Origin of the sequence: Pseudomonas sp. LH1G9 (assembly GCF_002949975.1) — a bacterium.
GTDB classification, from domain to species: Bacteria; Pseudomonadota; Gammaproteobacteria; order Pseudomonadales; family Pseudomonadaceae; genus Aquipseudomonas; species Aquipseudomonas veronii.
In genome coordinates this window covers 3,198,400-3,211,285 of record NZ_CP026880.1, presented here as the reverse complement: position 1 = coordinate 3,211,285, position 12,886 = coordinate 3,198,400, and the positions used below count along the sequence as shown (strand labels likewise).

Sequence of the window (12,886 nt, the reverse complement as noted above, 5' to 3'; positions counted from 1 at the left end):
AGGAACACGGACGATGAGCCACCCCTCACAATTCACCTTGCTGCGCACACGGCGCTTTCTGCCGTTCTTCATTACCCAGTTACTGGGTGCCTTCAACGACAACATCTTCAAGCAATCGCTGATCCTGGCGATTCTCTACAAGTTGACCATCGACGGTGACCGCGCCATCTGGGTCAACCTGTGCGCCTTGTTGTTTATCCTGCCGTTCTTCCTGTTCTCGGCGCTGGCCGGGCAGTTTGGCGAGAAATTCAACAAGGACGCGTTGATCCGCGCGATCAAGGTCGGCGAGATCGTGATCATGGCCGTCGGCGCCACCGGCTTTTTGTTCAATCATCTGGAACTGATGCTGCTGGCGTTGTTTGCCATGGGCACCCATTCCGCGCTGTTCGGCCCGGTGAAGTACTCGATCATGCCTCAGGCCCTGCGCGAGGATGAGCTGGTGGGCGGCAACGGCCTGGTGGAAATGGGCACGTTCCTGGCGATCCTGGCCGGCACCATCGGCGCCGGGATCATGATGTCGTCCGCCCATTACGCGCCGGTGGTGGCGGTGGCGATTGTCGGTGTAGCGCTGCTGGGTTACCTGGCCAGCCGCGGCATTCCGCGGGCGGCGGCGTCTTCGCCGCAACTGCGGCTGGACTGGAACATCTTCAGCCAGTCCTGGGCCACCTTGCGCCTGGGCCTGGGGCAGACCCCGGCGGTGTCGCGCTCGATCGTCGGCAACTCGTGGTTCTGGTTTGTCGGCGCGATCTACCTGACGCAGATCCCGGCCTACGCCAAGGAGTGGTTGTACGGCGACGAAACCGTGGTGACCCTGATCCTCACGGTGTTCTCGGTGGGCATCGCGCTGGGCTCGATGCTCTGCGAAAAACTCTCCGGGCGTAAAGTGGAAATCGGCCTGGTGCCGTTTGGCTCCTTCGGCCTGACGGTGTTCGGCCTGCTGCTGTGGTGGCATTCCGGCGGCATGCCGCAGAACGTGCAGGCCAACGACTGGCTGGCGGTGCTCGGGTACGGCCAGGCCTGGTGGGTGTTGTTCGATATCCTCGGCCTGGGTGTGTTCGGCGGTTTCTATATCGTGCCGTTGTATGCACTGATCCAGTCGCGCACCGCCGAGAACGAACGGGCGCGGGTGATCGCCGCCAACAACATCCTCAACGCGCTGTTCATGGTGGTCTCGGCGATTGTGTCGATCCTGCTGCTGAGCGTGGCCAAGCTGTCGATCCCCGAGCTGTTCCTGGTGGTGTCGCTGCTCAACGTGGCGGTCAACGCCTACATCTTCAAGATCGTCCCCGAGTTCACCATGCGTTTCATGATCTGGCTGCTCAGCCATTCCATGTACCGCGTCGAGCATCGCAACCTGGAACTGATCCCGGACGAAGGCGCGGCCTTGCTGGTGTGCAACCACGTCTCGTTCGTCGATGCGCTGTTGATTGGTGGCGCGGTGCGTCGGCCGATTCGCTTTGTCATGTACTACAAGATCTACCGCTTGCCGGTGCTCAACTTCATCTTTCGCACCGCCGGGACGATTCCGATTGCCGGGCGTAATGAAGACATCCAGATCTACGAAAAAGCCTTCACACGAATTGCGCAGTACCTGAAGAACGGCGAGTTGGTGTGCATCTTCCCGGAAGGCAAGTTGACCAGTGACGGCGAGATGAACGAGTTCCGCGGTGGTGTGACGCGCATTCTGGAAGAGACGCCGGTGCCGGTGATTCCATTGGCGTTGCAGGGCTTGTGGGGGAGTTTTTTCAGCCGCGACCCTAACAAGGGCTTCTTTCATCGCATTTGGTCGCGCGTGACACTGGTGGTCGGCCAGCCGGTAACGGCGCAGGCAGCGACACCGTCGCACTTGCAGGGTTTGGTCGGGGCGCTGCGGGGGGCGGTGAAGTAGCGAGCCTGGTTTACTCGGCATGCGTGCTGCTGGCGAGCGGTGTGGCGCCAGGATGTTCCGGCGTGACGCGGCTCCTTCATGCCCAGTCCGGTAATTTTTCACTCTATTGGAGGAACGTTTTCGGTCAGCACGCCACAGAGTTATCGTCTTCCTCTGCGTATGACGGGAGCTAACGATGGACTCTACTTCTACTTCTACTTCTTCACCGCAGCCGCAGCCGCAGCCGCAGCTGGCTTACTCCGGCGAAGATCAAAAAGCCAACTCGGCCTATCGCGCGGCGAGTGATCCCGTCAGACAGGCCGCGCATGCGGCTCCGATCACTGCCAATGTGCCGTTTATGTACAACAATACTCATGGGCCATCCAGGGTGGAGATCGGTTCAGTCGAGGCTGGCCCGGTGACTTATGGCAGTGACTCCGATCTCCAGCGGCGTGCAAGGCAATCTGATGCTGCGCCGGCCGATTCATACTTCCAGAGCGCGCCCAGTCGTGAACAGGTTCGCGCCAAGGCCGAGGGCCAGCAAGGCAGTATTGATTTTGGCAGCCCTTCATCACCGTCTGCGCCGACCAAGGTCGACCCGAGTCGGGGATACCATGATGGCAATGTCAGCATTACTCGCGAACGTGGCACCTCGTCTCGAGCACAACGGAATCATGAGACCCTTCGCATCAAAACCGGCAATGGTGATGATTCTATCCATATCGAAGAAAGCCGGGACGGTGGGCTCCTCGCGCAGATCAATGGGAAATCCTACGACATTCAACATCATGAAAATCCCGCAATCAAACAGGGCGTTGTGGTCGAAACCGGCGGGGGGAATGATGGCGTCAGCATCGGTTACGGGGGCAGTCGGGAAACGTTTATCTATGCCGGCGCGGGTAACGATACGGTTTACGCCGGGTCGGGCAAGACGAATGTGTTTGGCGGGGAGGGTTCTGACGTGATTAACCTGGGCAGCGGTGAAAGCTACGCCGAAGGTAATGATGGAAATGACTTTATCACCGGGGGCAGTGGCAATGCTGTGATTTACGGTGGCAAAGGCAGCGATGAATTGCGTGCAGGCGGAGGGCCAGATACCAAAACCAACTACGTGGATGGCGGGGAGGATAACGATCTGATTTATGGCGGAAGGGGGCACAACATTCTGCATGGCGGACCGGGCGATGACCATATCGTCGGGGGAGACAGCAACGCTATTTATACCGGGAGGGGGCGGGATACTGTCCAGACAACCAATGAAAATGATCGTGTCTTCGGACGGCGAGGGGTCGACGATCTGAGCCAGCTCCGTTCCCAGTCAGGCTTTCGGGAAGTCGCCCCCCTTGACGTCGGTCATCGCGGGATCAAAGTCGAAGGCAGCCCGGAGTTCCGCCAGCGTGTAAATGATGACCTTGAGTTTCTCAGAGGTTCGCCGGTGGGGCAGAGGGTGCTTGCAAAAATCGATTCGCTTGAAGCGCCTGTCAAGATCCGACAAGGGGCCGATGGTAGTTTCTATGACTACAGTGATCCAGGTCTCGGGGTTACGCGCAGCGATGAAGGCCGCCGTGCTGATTATGGCGACGGTTTTGTCAAAGACGGCGTTGCGGGCATACCTGCAACAGATCCGGTCCTGACGTATCAACCTAACTTCATTGTTCCGGGGGACCAACGGCCTCCGATCGTTGTTCTGCAACATGAGCTCGCCCATGCGATCAATTTTGGTGAAGGCTCTGCGCTGACAGGTACGACTTTTTCAGGCACCAAAATGGTGGGCTACGACTCAAATGGCCGACCCCGGTTCATGCCGGTGTACGAGGATAATTTTGAGCGCCAGGCGGTCGGACTCTTCACCAGCCACGCCCCCTATAAATTCGACCCGAATCTGCCGGCCTCCACCTACAACGTCTGGCCCTTCACCGAAAACGCGCTGCTCTACGAGTTTGGTCTGCCATTACGCCAGCGCTATACGTAACCGTGCGTCGATCATTGCTGCGGAGTAATTATGTAGGTGGGGCGCGAGACTGCGTGCCGGTAGAGGCTACGCGCTGATCTTGAGCCCCACCAACCCGGCGATGATCAACGCCACACTGGCCAACCGGAACAGCGCCATGGATTCCCCGAACAGGATAATCCCGGCGATCACCGTGCCCACTGCACCTACACCGGTCCAGATGGCGTAGGCGGTGCCCAGCGGCAATTCCTTCATGGCCAGCCCCAACAGGCCGAGGCTGATGGCCATGGCGGCAATCGTCAGGGCGGTGGGCAGCGGCTTGCTGAAGCCGTCGGTGTATTTCAAGCCGACGGCCCAGCCGACTTCGAACAGCCCGGCGAAAACCAGAATGATCCAGGACATGATGACCTCCCTCTATAAAAGCGGGGTCGTCCCCTGATGTGTACGCGATAGCGTCGCGGGGTCGTCCCCGCGGCGTTCGGTAGAGTGCCGAAGATTGATCGAACGATCAAGTTTTTGCAGTGGCTTCCAGGGTGCGGCGGTCTTCCTTTTCGCTCATGCGGCGGAAGTACGTCGACAGCAGCGCTCCGGAAATATTGTGCCAGACGCTGAACAGCGCACTCGGCACCGCGGCCAGCGGCGAAAAATGCGCGCTGGCCAGCGCGGCACCCAGCCCGGAATTCTGCATGCCCACTTCCAACGCCAGCGACTTGCGTTGCGCCAACGGCAGCTTGAACAGGCGGCCGGTGAAATAGCCCAGCACGTAACCGAAGCTGTTGTGCAGCATCACCACGGCCATGATCAGCAGGCCCGACTCGGCGATCCTGGCCTGGCTGGCGGCCACCACGGCGGCGACGATGATCACGATGCTCACCACCGATACCAGCGGCAGCACCTCCACCGCATGGCGGACCCGCTCGCCGAGCACACGTTGCGCCACCACGCCAAGCACGATCGGCAACAGCACCACTTGCAGGATCGACCAGAATAATTCCATGAACGACACCGGCAGCCAGGCCGAAGCCAGCAGCCAGATCAGCGCCGGGGTCAGCAGTGGCGCGAGGAGGGTGGTGACGGCGGCGATCGCCACCGACAACGCCAGGTCGCCACGGGCCAGCCAGGTCATCACGTTGGACGAGGTGCCGCTTGGGCAGCAGCCGACGAGGATCACGCCGACGGCGATTTCGGGCGGCAGGTTGAAGGCCCGGCACAGCAACCAGGCCACGCCCGGCATGATCACAAAGTGCGCGACCACGCCCAGGGCCACGCGCCACGGATGGCGGGCGACTTCGGCGAAGTCTTCGAGTTTGAGGGTCAGCCCCATGCCGAACATCACCAGGCCCAGCAGCGGGACGATGGCGCTTTTCAAGCCGATGAACCAGCCGGGTTCGACGAAGGCCAGCACGGCAAAGATCAACACCCAGTAGGCGAAGGTATTGCCGACGAAGCGACTCAAGGCGGCGAGTGCGCGCATGGGGAGGTCCTTATTATTAGGTGTACGGAAAAACCATTGTAGGAGCGAGCTTGCTCGCGAAAATCGTCAACGATGACGCGGGCATTTTGAATGCACGCGGCGCGCTCAGGTTTTTCGCGAGCAAGCTCGCTCCTACAGTAAGGCGATAGTGCGCTTAGATACCCTGTGGGGTCTCTTCGCCGCCCAGTGCTTCGATCAGCGCCGGCAGGAATTCGCCGAAGGTCAGCATCATCAGGGTAAAGCTGGCGTCCAGTTGGCCCAGGGCTTCGTCGCCACCGTCCTGTTCGGCCTGGTCCTGCAGCAGGTCTTCGAACTTCAGGCGCTTGACGGTCATCTTGTCGTCGAGCATGAAGGACAGCTTGTCCTGCCAGGCCAGCGACAGTTGGGTCACCACTTTACCGGTGCTCAGGTGCAGCTGGATTTCTTCGCTGGTCAGGTCCTGGCGCTTGCAGCGCACGATGCCGCCGTCTTCGTGGGTGTCGCGCAGTTCGCATTCGTCGAGGACGAAGAAGTCATCGGCCGGTTTCTGGGTGGTGACCCAGTCGGTCATGACCGCGGTTGGCGCGGTTTTCACGGTGAGTGGGCGCACCGGCAGGGTGCCGATCACTTCACGCAGGGTCGACAGCAGGTCTTCGGCGCGTTTCGGGCTGGCCGAGTTGACCAGGATCAGGCCCTGTTTCGGCGCGATCGCGGCGAAGGTCGACGAACGACGGATAAACGCGCGCGGCAGGAAGGCCTGGATGATTTCATCCTTGATCTGGTCCCGCTCCTTTTTATAGACCTTGCGCATTTGCTCGGCTTCGATCTCTTCGACCTTCTCTTTCACGGCGTCACGCACCACGCTACCCGGCAGGATGCGTTCTTCCTTGCGCGCAGCGATCAGCAGGAAATCACCGCTGACGTGAACCAGGGGAGCGTCTTCGCCTTTACCGAAAGGTGCGACGAAACCGTAAGTGGTCAACTCCTGGCTTGCACAAGGGCGCGCCAGTTTGGTGGCCATTGCAGTTTCCAACGCCTCGGCATCAACAGGCAGATCTTGGGTCAGGCGATAGATAAGCAGGTTCTTGAACCACATGGGGTGAGTCTCTCCTTTATACAAAGGGGGGCATTATTGTCTTGATAGCGGCTGAGGCCAACCCTGCCTAAGCCATTGGAAGGGCTGAAAAAAAAGATTTAAGAAAGTGCTTGCCAGACCTTGGGTCGCTCCGTAGAATGCGCGCCACACCGAAACGAAGGGTGATTAGCTCAGCTGGGAGAGCATCTGCCTTACAAGCAGAGGGTCGGCGGTTCGATCCCGTCATCACCCACCATTCGCTTCAAGTGTTACGCGCAGCGGTAGTTCAGTCGGTTAGAATACCGGCCTGTCACGCCGGGGGTCGCGGGTTCGAGTCCCGTCCGCTGCGCCATATTCGGTAACCTGGAACGCTGAACGCCAGGTCACCACAGAAAGCCCGCTCATCGAGCGGGCTTTTTTGTGCCCGGGATTCGGCGCCCTGGCGACGCCGCCCAACCTGCGTTCGCTGTGTGGTGAGATCGATCGGCGGTACACTTTCGCGGGTAATCTTCCGAACCAGCTTACTTCTCGCGCTTTTTCACGCGCGGCAGGGGACACCTCGAAGGCGGCAACATACGGTGAATATCGATACCCGCATCAAATTCCGCCATCTGGTGTGCTTTCTCGAAGTGGCGCGCCAGGGCAGCCTGGCGCGCGCCTCGGAAAAACTGGCGATCAGCCAACCGGCGCTGTCCAAGACCCTCAAAGAGCTCGAAACCCTGCTGACCGCCACTTTATTCGTGCGCAGCAAAAGTGGCGCGGCGTTGACTGAAGCCGGAGTGGCTTTTTTGCGTTATGCCGGGCCGAGCGTACAAGCGCTGCGAGAAGGGGTGAATAGCCTGCGTGCCGGCGAGCACGCGCCCTTCACCGCCAGGCTCGGTGTGCTGTCCACCGTGGAAAGTTTGCTGGTGCCCGAGGTCGTCTGTCGTTTGCATGCCCGACATCCCGCGTTGGTCGTGAGCGTGGTGACCGGGCCGAGCGCGTACCTGTTGTCGCAATTGCGTGTAGGGGAGTTGGACCTGGTGGTCGGACGCATGACCGATAGTCCGCAGATCCTGGGGCTGATGTTCGAGCATCTGTACAGCGAATCCATGACCCTGGTGGTGCGTAACGGCCATCCGCTATTGGCTGACCCGCAGGCGCATGAACATATCGAAAATTATCCGCTGGTGTTGCCGCTGGCGGGGACGACGATCCGCAAATACGCCGACAGCCTGTTTGTGCAGCACGGCATCAGCCCGCCGCGCCAGCGTCTGGAAACCCTGTCGTTGATCTTGAGTCGGCGTTATGTGCAGGGCAGTCAGGCGATCTGGGTCGCGCCTTTTGATGCGGTCAGGCAGGACCTGAATCGAGGTGATCTGTTTGAGTTGGAGCTGGGTATTCGTGAACCCGGTGGTTCTGTGGGGCTGTGCAGCAATCCCGCGCTGACGATGTCCATGGCGGCTCAATGGTGCGTGGAGGTGTTGCGCGAGGTGGGCGAGGAATATCGCGAAGGCTGCTATCCATAACCATTTGGATATGGATAGGGTCGGTTTTTTCAGTGTTGGAGGGCGCCTCATCAGGCGAGACTGGGGCGGTGATTGCCGGTTACCCAGCGTTCACCCCTGATTTTCATCCATAACAAAAAGGAAACCGACATGTCTGATGCGGACAACAGCCGTTTCGTCATTCGTGATCGTAATTGGCACCCCAAAGCCCTGACGCCTGACTACAAAACCTCGATCCTGCGTTCCCCGCGTCAAGCCTTGGTGAGCATTCCCCTATCCCGCTCGGAAACCAGCGGCCCGGACTTTTCCCACCTGAAGATGGGGCAGCACGATAACGATCTGCTGCTGAACTTCAACCACGGGGGCTTGCCCATCGGTGAGCGCATCATCGTCGCCGGTCGGGTCTGTGACCAGTACGGCAAGCCGATTCCCCATACCCTGGTGGAGATGTGGCAAGCCAATGCCGGTGGTCGCTATCGACACAAGAAAGACAGCTATCTGGCCCCCATCGACCCTAACTTCGGCGGCGTCGGCCGTGCCTTGACCGACCGCGACGGCAACTACAGTTTCCGCACGGTCAAGCCCGGCCCGTATCCGTGGCGCAATGGTCCCAACGACTGGCGTCCGGCGCATATTCACTTCTCCATCAGTGGCCCGTCGATTGCCACGCGATTGATCACCCAGCTGTATTTCGAAGGTGACCCGCTCATCCCGATGTGCCCGATCGTCAAGTCGATCGCCAATCCGGATGCGGTGCAGAGCCTGATCGCAAGGCTTGATATGAGCATGGCCAATCCCATGGATTGCCTGGCTTATCGCTTTGATATCGTTCTGCGCGGTCAGCGCAAGACCCACTTCGAAAACCGTTGAGGAGGCACGTCCATGCCCGTTGAACTTCTGCCTGAAACCCCGTCGCAAACCGCCGGTCCTTACGTGCATATCGGCCTGGCGCTGGAGGCGGCAGGCAACCCGCCCCGCGAGCAGGAAATCTGGAACGAAATGGCCAAGCCCGGTGCGCCGGGGGAGCACATCCTGTTGCTGGGCCATGTCTATGACGGCAACGGTCACCTGATCCGCGATGCGTTCCTGGAATGTTGGCAGGCTGACCACGAAGGCGTTTACGACAGCGACTACAACCTGGAAAAGCCCTTCAACGGTTTTGGCCGCACGGCGACCACGGATACTGGCGAGTGGCAGATCCATACCGTCAAGCCGGGCACCGTGAAGAACGCTGCAGGTGTGCCGATGGCGCCGCACGTCAATGTTTCGCTGTTCGCGCGGGGCATCAATATTCACTTGCAGACCCGGGTGTACTTCGACGATGAAGCCCAGGCCAATGCGGTCGATCCGGTGTTGAATCTGATCGAGCAGCCTCAACGTCGGGAGACGCTGGTCGCCAAGCGTTGCACGGTTGATGGCAAGTTGGCTTACCGTTTCGATATCCGCATACAGGGCGAAGAAGAAACGGTGTTCTTCGACTTCTGACGGAGGGGGGGGGCACGGCAAGCCCGCTCATTGAGCGGGCTTTTTGCGGTCTGGGCTTTGGAAAACCCAGTGCGGGGTGACCTGATAACGGGCCATCGGGTAAACGCAATAGCGCCGCGTTTGGCCCAGAAGAAGCCCGTTTTTACCGGGGCGCGCCGCTCATTGAAAAATATTTAAAATAAATTGCATTTAAATCAACACATTGCGGATTTTTCGTATATGATGCGGCCCACACCGAAAGTGAAGGGTGATTAGCTCAGCTGGGAGAGCATCTGCCTTACAAGCAGAGGGTCGGCGGTTCGATCCCGTCATCACCCACCATTCGCTTCAAGTGTTACGCGCAGCGGTAGTTCAGTCGGTTAGAATACCGGCCTGTCACGCCGGGGGTCGCGGGTTCGAGTCCCGTCCGCTGCGCCATATTTGCTTCCACTAAGGCCCACTGAACGCCTGGAAGCCACGGAAATAGCGGCCTTGTGCCGCTTTTTTCGTTTTCTGAATTCCACTGGAATCCATCTCCAGCCACGGTTTTTAAGTACACATTTAAGTACACCGCTGGCACAGCCTTTTACGATTCCTTGCGCATCAATTTTCGTATTGGTCCGTCTACCGCTGGGTTGTATTCCCCTCCTTGATGCAGAAGGAGGTGTCTGATGGCTCTGACAGATACAGCGCTCAAGAAAGCCAAGCCCGCCAGCAAGCCTTATACGTTAACTGATGGGAATGGCTTATCTCTGCAAGTGCCGACGACGAGTTCGAAGCGCTGGCATTTCCGTTTCTATTGGCATGACAAGCAATTGCGTATTTCCCTTGGCATCTATCCCGACGTCAGTCTCAAGGAGGCTCGCCAGCGGAGAGAGGCTGCACGTGCGCTGGTGGCCAACAATATCGATCCCCGCTCACATCGTCGCGCCGAGCGCCAAAAAGCCTCTCACGCCGCCAACAACACGTTTGAAGCGGTTGCTGGTCGCTGGCATGAGTTCCGAAGTAAAAAACTGACGAAAAGTAAGAAGGGTTCTGGTGGTGATCGTGGAGCTTCAGTCGAGTTTTGCGCGCCGGACTCGCTCGCAGGGTGCTGAACCAGACCTTGAGCTCGCATCAGCACTTCGCAGGTCTGGTTATTGAACGAGCGGGGCGCTGGAGGACTAATAAGAATCTAGTATTTTGTTTGAGTTGACGGTAGCGAGCAGGGTGCGGCGAGTTCTCGAAGCCGGTCAGTGTTCCGGCAGGTTGGCGAAGATGTTCGCCAAGACTTGGTTAAGTTTGCGCAGTTGAGCTTCGGTTAGACCCTGGAAGCTTTTTTGGAATAACTCGTCGGTGAGTTCGTGCATGTCAAAAAACGCCTGGCGACCTGCCGCGGTCAGGCTGACTTGAGTTACGCGGCCGTCCTGGGTGCTCTGGCTGGTTTCCACCAGACCATCATCCTTCATTCGGTAGACGATTTTGGTGATGGTCGAAAGCTTGGCCACGGCGTGTTCGGATATCTCCGAAATGCTGGAGTCGTCGTTCTCGAAGAGAATGTTCAGCACTCGCCAACGCGGGATATCCAGGTCGATCCGCTTGAGCAGCTTTTCCATGGCCATGGCGTAGCGCCCGTACACGCGTGCCAGCCAGTAAAAAGGAAACTCTTCCTTGTGAAAGTCTTCGCTGGCAGGGTTGTAGCGGTTACGGCGTTTCTTGGGAATGGACATCAAAGGAACTGCTTTGTGAAAGTCGACGGACAATCATAGACATTTCTACTAAATTTGGCATCCGCCGCTATGCCGGCGGAGGGCGCTCAATGGTGCTGCAGGTGTGTGGATCTGTCCGAACAGATGGTCAGCTGTTGTTTTCCAATGCCGGATCGAAGCGTGTCGTAAGCCATGTGGCATCGGGCAGACGAAAGAATTCCTGCGTGCGCTGCGCTTTCTAGGCATCGATATTCTGGCCGGCACGCAGCACTGCTTCGGAGCCAGGGAGGCCGGTTTCCACCAGCTAGATGCCCTTGGCTGGATTCTGCCCGTGATACTTCAGCACCATGGCGATCTGGCCATAGGAGTCATAGGCGTTGACGCCGACGGTCTTGCTCTTGAGGTCTGTAATGCTCTTGATAGGCGAATCCTCCTGCACGGCTCAGTACAGCGAGAATGGCCCCGGTGCCTCGGCCACGTGCTGGCACTGGCTAAGCCGGCAGTTCGCTGGACAATGTGCCCTGATCAAGCGAAGACGGGGCCTGAGATGAGCAGTCGCGTGCGCCAGCGAGCATCAACCGCACCGTTGACGCGGTGCCTTGGAATTGCATCCATTCGATACGGTAGGGCTTACCCGGTTCGGGGAAGGCATCTGCACGTCCCATCAAGCAGTACTTCATTTCTTCCACGCTAAAAAGGAAGCCTGAGCGGATGTTGGTGTTCACCGGGATGCAGGCTGCCCCGCACGCCGCTAATTACCGGAGGTAAAGCGAACAAACAGCCCATGGCCCCGGTGGCGATGATGGCAATATTCAAGGGTGTCCTTGGTTATTGTGCGCGCTGGTTGCGCCTTGGACGTTTGCGCGGTAATCCTTGGGCGGCATGCTGTAGTGGCGCTTGAATACCCGGGAAAAGTGCGCGGAGTCGGTAAAGCCCCACTTGTAGGCGATGGTGGTGATGGGTAGGGCATTGTCACCGGTCTGTGCCAAATCTCGGGCGGCGCAGTGCAGGCGTTGGCGCTGGATGTAGCGTCCGATGCTGTCACCATCGAGTTCAAACTGGCGGTAGAGCTGGCGTACCGAGATGTTCAGCATCGCGGCCAGTTCGGCTGGTGTCGGGGGCGCCAGCAGCGTTTTGTTGATCATTCGCTCAGCGAGTCGTCGTAGGGGGCGGCCGGTGTTCGGTACATCATCGGGATGTAAAGAGGGCTGCAGCAAGTTGATCAGGGCGTCCTGCAATGCCGCGCCATGAGATTGGCCGGCGCCCAGATTCATTTCCCCGTCACTGATCTGCTGCAACATGCCGTGGAGCAGACGTCCGCTCAGGCCGCTCTGTTCGATTTTGCCGAAGCGCCAGGCGTGTGTCGGCAGGAGCCGATCCACGGCGTCACGGCAGAGGTGGATCGACAGTTGCGCGATCAACCCATTCGGTTGCATTTCAAAGGACTCGGCTGAGTCCAGCAGGGCCATGTCGCCAGGGTGCAAGGTGAATGTTTGCGCACTACGGTTGATCGCCATGCTGCCTTCACGCTGCAGGACTAAAAAATAGAAGCGATCATCACCACGGCTTGCGCTGCCGCGTTCGCGGCGGATCGACAAGGCGTTAACCTGGATATCCGCCAGATTCAGATCACCCAATTGATGGTGCTGGATACTGCCAATGAAATTGTCCGCATGAGTGCAGCGTTGCGTGACAAAACGGCCACACACGGCATGTACTGCCTGATTCCAGTGGTCGAAATCGTGGAGGTTTTGCACACTCACAAGGCACCTCGAAGGGATTTCTAATAGTTTTGGTGCGCAATTGGATCGATTTTGCACATATGACTAATTACGGGAAAATTCAAGCATTCCTCGTGCCAGAAACGAGTTGAGTATTGTGAGTTTTCGAACAGGGAGGGC

Annotated in this window: 11 protein-coding genes and 4 tRNA genes; 10 read left to right on the top strand and 5 right to left on the bottom strand. The window is 58.7% G+C overall.

Features of this window, described 5'->3' with window-relative positions; genetic code table 11:
- Nucleotides 1-13: 13 nt before the first annotated feature.
- Nucleotides 14-1,888, top strand: a complete 1,875-nt coding sequence (locus tag C5F70_RS14720) for an MFS transporter (RefSeq protein ID WP_104903598.1) — start codon at nt 14-16, stop codon at nt 1,886-1,888.
- A 175-nt stretch (nt 1,889-2,063) separates the two neighbouring features.
- Nucleotides 2,064-3,839: a M91 family zinc metallopeptidase gene (locus C5F70_RS14715; protein ID WP_104903597.1), complete on the top strand. Its 1,776-nt coding sequence runs from the start codon at nt 2,064-2,066 to the stop codon at nt 3,837-3,839.
- Nucleotides 3,840-3,905: 66 nt separating this feature from the next.
- Here the strand turns inward: C5F70_RS14715 and sugE are convergent, their stop codons facing one another.
- From sugE to rdgC, 3 genes are all read right to left on the bottom strand, one after another.
- Nucleotides 3,906-4,220 carry a quaternary ammonium compound efflux SMR transporter SugE gene (gene sugE, locus C5F70_RS14710; protein ID WP_017846842.1) on the bottom strand — a complete coding sequence of 105 codons (315 nt, stop codon included), beginning with the start codon at nt 4,218-4,220 and terminating at the stop codon, nt 3,906-3,908.
- A gap of 106 nt (nt 4,221-4,326) precedes the next feature.
- Nucleotides 4,327-5,292, bottom strand: coding sequence for a bile acid:sodium symporter family protein (locus C5F70_RS14705; protein ID WP_104903596.1), 966 nt, complete (start codon nt 5,290-5,292; stop codon nt 4,327-4,329).
- Between the two features lie 154 nt (nt 5,293-5,446).
- Nucleotides 5,447-6,367 (bottom strand): recombination-associated protein RdgC, encoded by a 921-nt coding sequence (gene rdgC / locus C5F70_RS14700; protein ID WP_017846844.1) that lies wholly within the window; start codon nt 6,365-6,367, stop codon nt 5,447-5,449.
- Between the two features lie 159 nt (nt 6,368-6,526).
- On the opposite strand from rdgC, the gene C5F70_RS14695 reads away from it, so the two are divergent.
- The 8 genes from C5F70_RS14695 to C5F70_RS14660 all read left to right on the top strand — a co-directional run bounded on the left by C5F70_RS14695 (nt 6,527) and on the right by C5F70_RS14660 (nt 10,394).
- Nucleotides 6,527-6,602: transfer RNA gene (locus C5F70_RS14695), tRNA-Val, on the top strand.
- 19 nt (nt 6,603-6,621) lie between these two features.
- Nucleotides 6,622-6,698: transfer RNA gene (locus C5F70_RS14690), tRNA-Asp, on the top strand.
- Nucleotides 6,699-6,924: 226 nt separating this feature from the next.
- Nucleotides 6,925-7,854 (top strand): pca operon transcription factor PcaQ, encoded by a 930-nt coding sequence (gene pcaQ / locus C5F70_RS14685; protein ID WP_104903595.1) that lies wholly within the window; start codon nt 6,925-6,927, stop codon nt 7,852-7,854.
- Nucleotides 7,855-7,983: 129 nt separating this feature from the next.
- A complete protein-coding gene (pcaH, locus tag C5F70_RS14680) occupies nt 7,984-8,703 on the top strand; it encodes a protocatechuate 3,4-dioxygenase subunit beta (RefSeq protein ID WP_017846846.1) in 720 nt (239 codons plus the stop codon).
- 12 nt (nt 8,704-8,715) lie between these two features.
- A complete protein-coding gene (gene pcaG, locus C5F70_RS14675) occupies nt 8,716-9,318 on the top strand; it encodes a protocatechuate 3,4-dioxygenase subunit alpha (protein WP_057005844.1) in 603 nt (200 codons plus the stop codon).
- Nucleotides 9,319-9,563: 245 nt separating this feature from the next.
- A tRNA-Val gene (locus C5F70_RS14670) sits at nt 9,564-9,639 on the top strand.
- A 19-nt stretch (nt 9,640-9,658) separates the two neighbouring features.
- Nucleotides 9,659-9,735, top strand: a tRNA-Asp gene (locus C5F70_RS14665).
- 233 nt (nt 9,736-9,968) lie between these two features.
- Complete coding sequence (locus C5F70_RS14660; RefSeq protein WP_104903594.1) at nt 9,969-10,394, top strand: integrase arm-type DNA-binding domain-containing protein; 426 nt, start codon at nt 9,969-9,971, stop codon at nt 10,392-10,394.
- Between the two features lie 135 nt (nt 10,395-10,529).
- Here C5F70_RS14660 and C5F70_RS14655 read toward each other — a convergent pair whose 3' ends face one another.
- Together C5F70_RS14655 and feaR are read right to left on the bottom strand one after the other, a co-directional pair.
- Nucleotides 10,530-11,006 carry a MarR family winged helix-turn-helix transcriptional regulator gene (locus C5F70_RS14655; RefSeq protein WP_017846849.1) on the bottom strand — a complete coding sequence of 159 codons (477 nt, stop codon included), beginning with the start codon at nt 11,004-11,006 and terminating at the stop codon, nt 10,530-10,532.
- Nucleotides 11,007-11,797: 791 nt separating this feature from the next.
- A complete protein-coding gene (feaR, locus tag C5F70_RS14650; RefSeq protein ID WP_032804421.1) occupies nt 11,798-12,748 on the bottom strand; it encodes a transcriptional regulator FeaR in 951 nt (316 codons plus the stop codon).
- Between the last annotated feature and the right edge of the window lie 138 nt (nt 12,749-12,886).

Bases quoted from the DNA above. Each gene is read 5' to 3' on its own strand.
- sugE (WP_017846842.1), bottom strand. From the start codon at position 4,220: ATGTCCTGGATCATTCTGGTTTTCGCCGGGCTGTTCGAAGTCGGCTGG.
- C5F70_RS14715 (WP_104903597.1), top strand. From the start codon at position 2,064: ATGGACTCTACTTCTACTTCTACTTCTTCACCGCAGCCGCAGCCGCAG.
- rdgC (WP_017846844.1), bottom strand. From the start codon at position 6,367: ATGTGGTTCAAGAACCTGCTTATCTATCGCCTGACCCAAGATCTGCCT.
- pcaG (WP_057005844.1), top strand. From the start codon at position 8,716: ATGCCCGTTGAACTTCTGCCTGAAACCCCGTCGCAAACCGCCGGTCCT.
- C5F70_RS14660 (WP_104903594.1), top strand. From the start codon at position 9,969: ATGGCTCTGACAGATACAGCGCTCAAGAAAGCCAAGCCCGCCAGCAAG.
- pcaH (WP_017846846.1), top strand. From the start codon at position 7,984: ATGTCTGATGCGGACAACAGCCGTTTCGTCATTCGTGATCGTAATTGG.
- C5F70_RS14655 (WP_017846849.1), bottom strand. From the start codon at position 11,006: ATGTCCATTCCCAAGAAACGCCGTAACCGCTACAACCCTGCCAGCGAA.
- C5F70_RS14705 (WP_104903596.1), bottom strand. From the start codon at position 5,292: ATGCGCGCACTCGCCGCCTTGAGTCGCTTCGTCGGCAATACCTTCGCC.
- C5F70_RS14720 (WP_104903598.1), top strand. From the start codon at position 14: ATGAGCCACCCCTCACAATTCACCTTGCTGCGCACACGGCGCTTTCTG.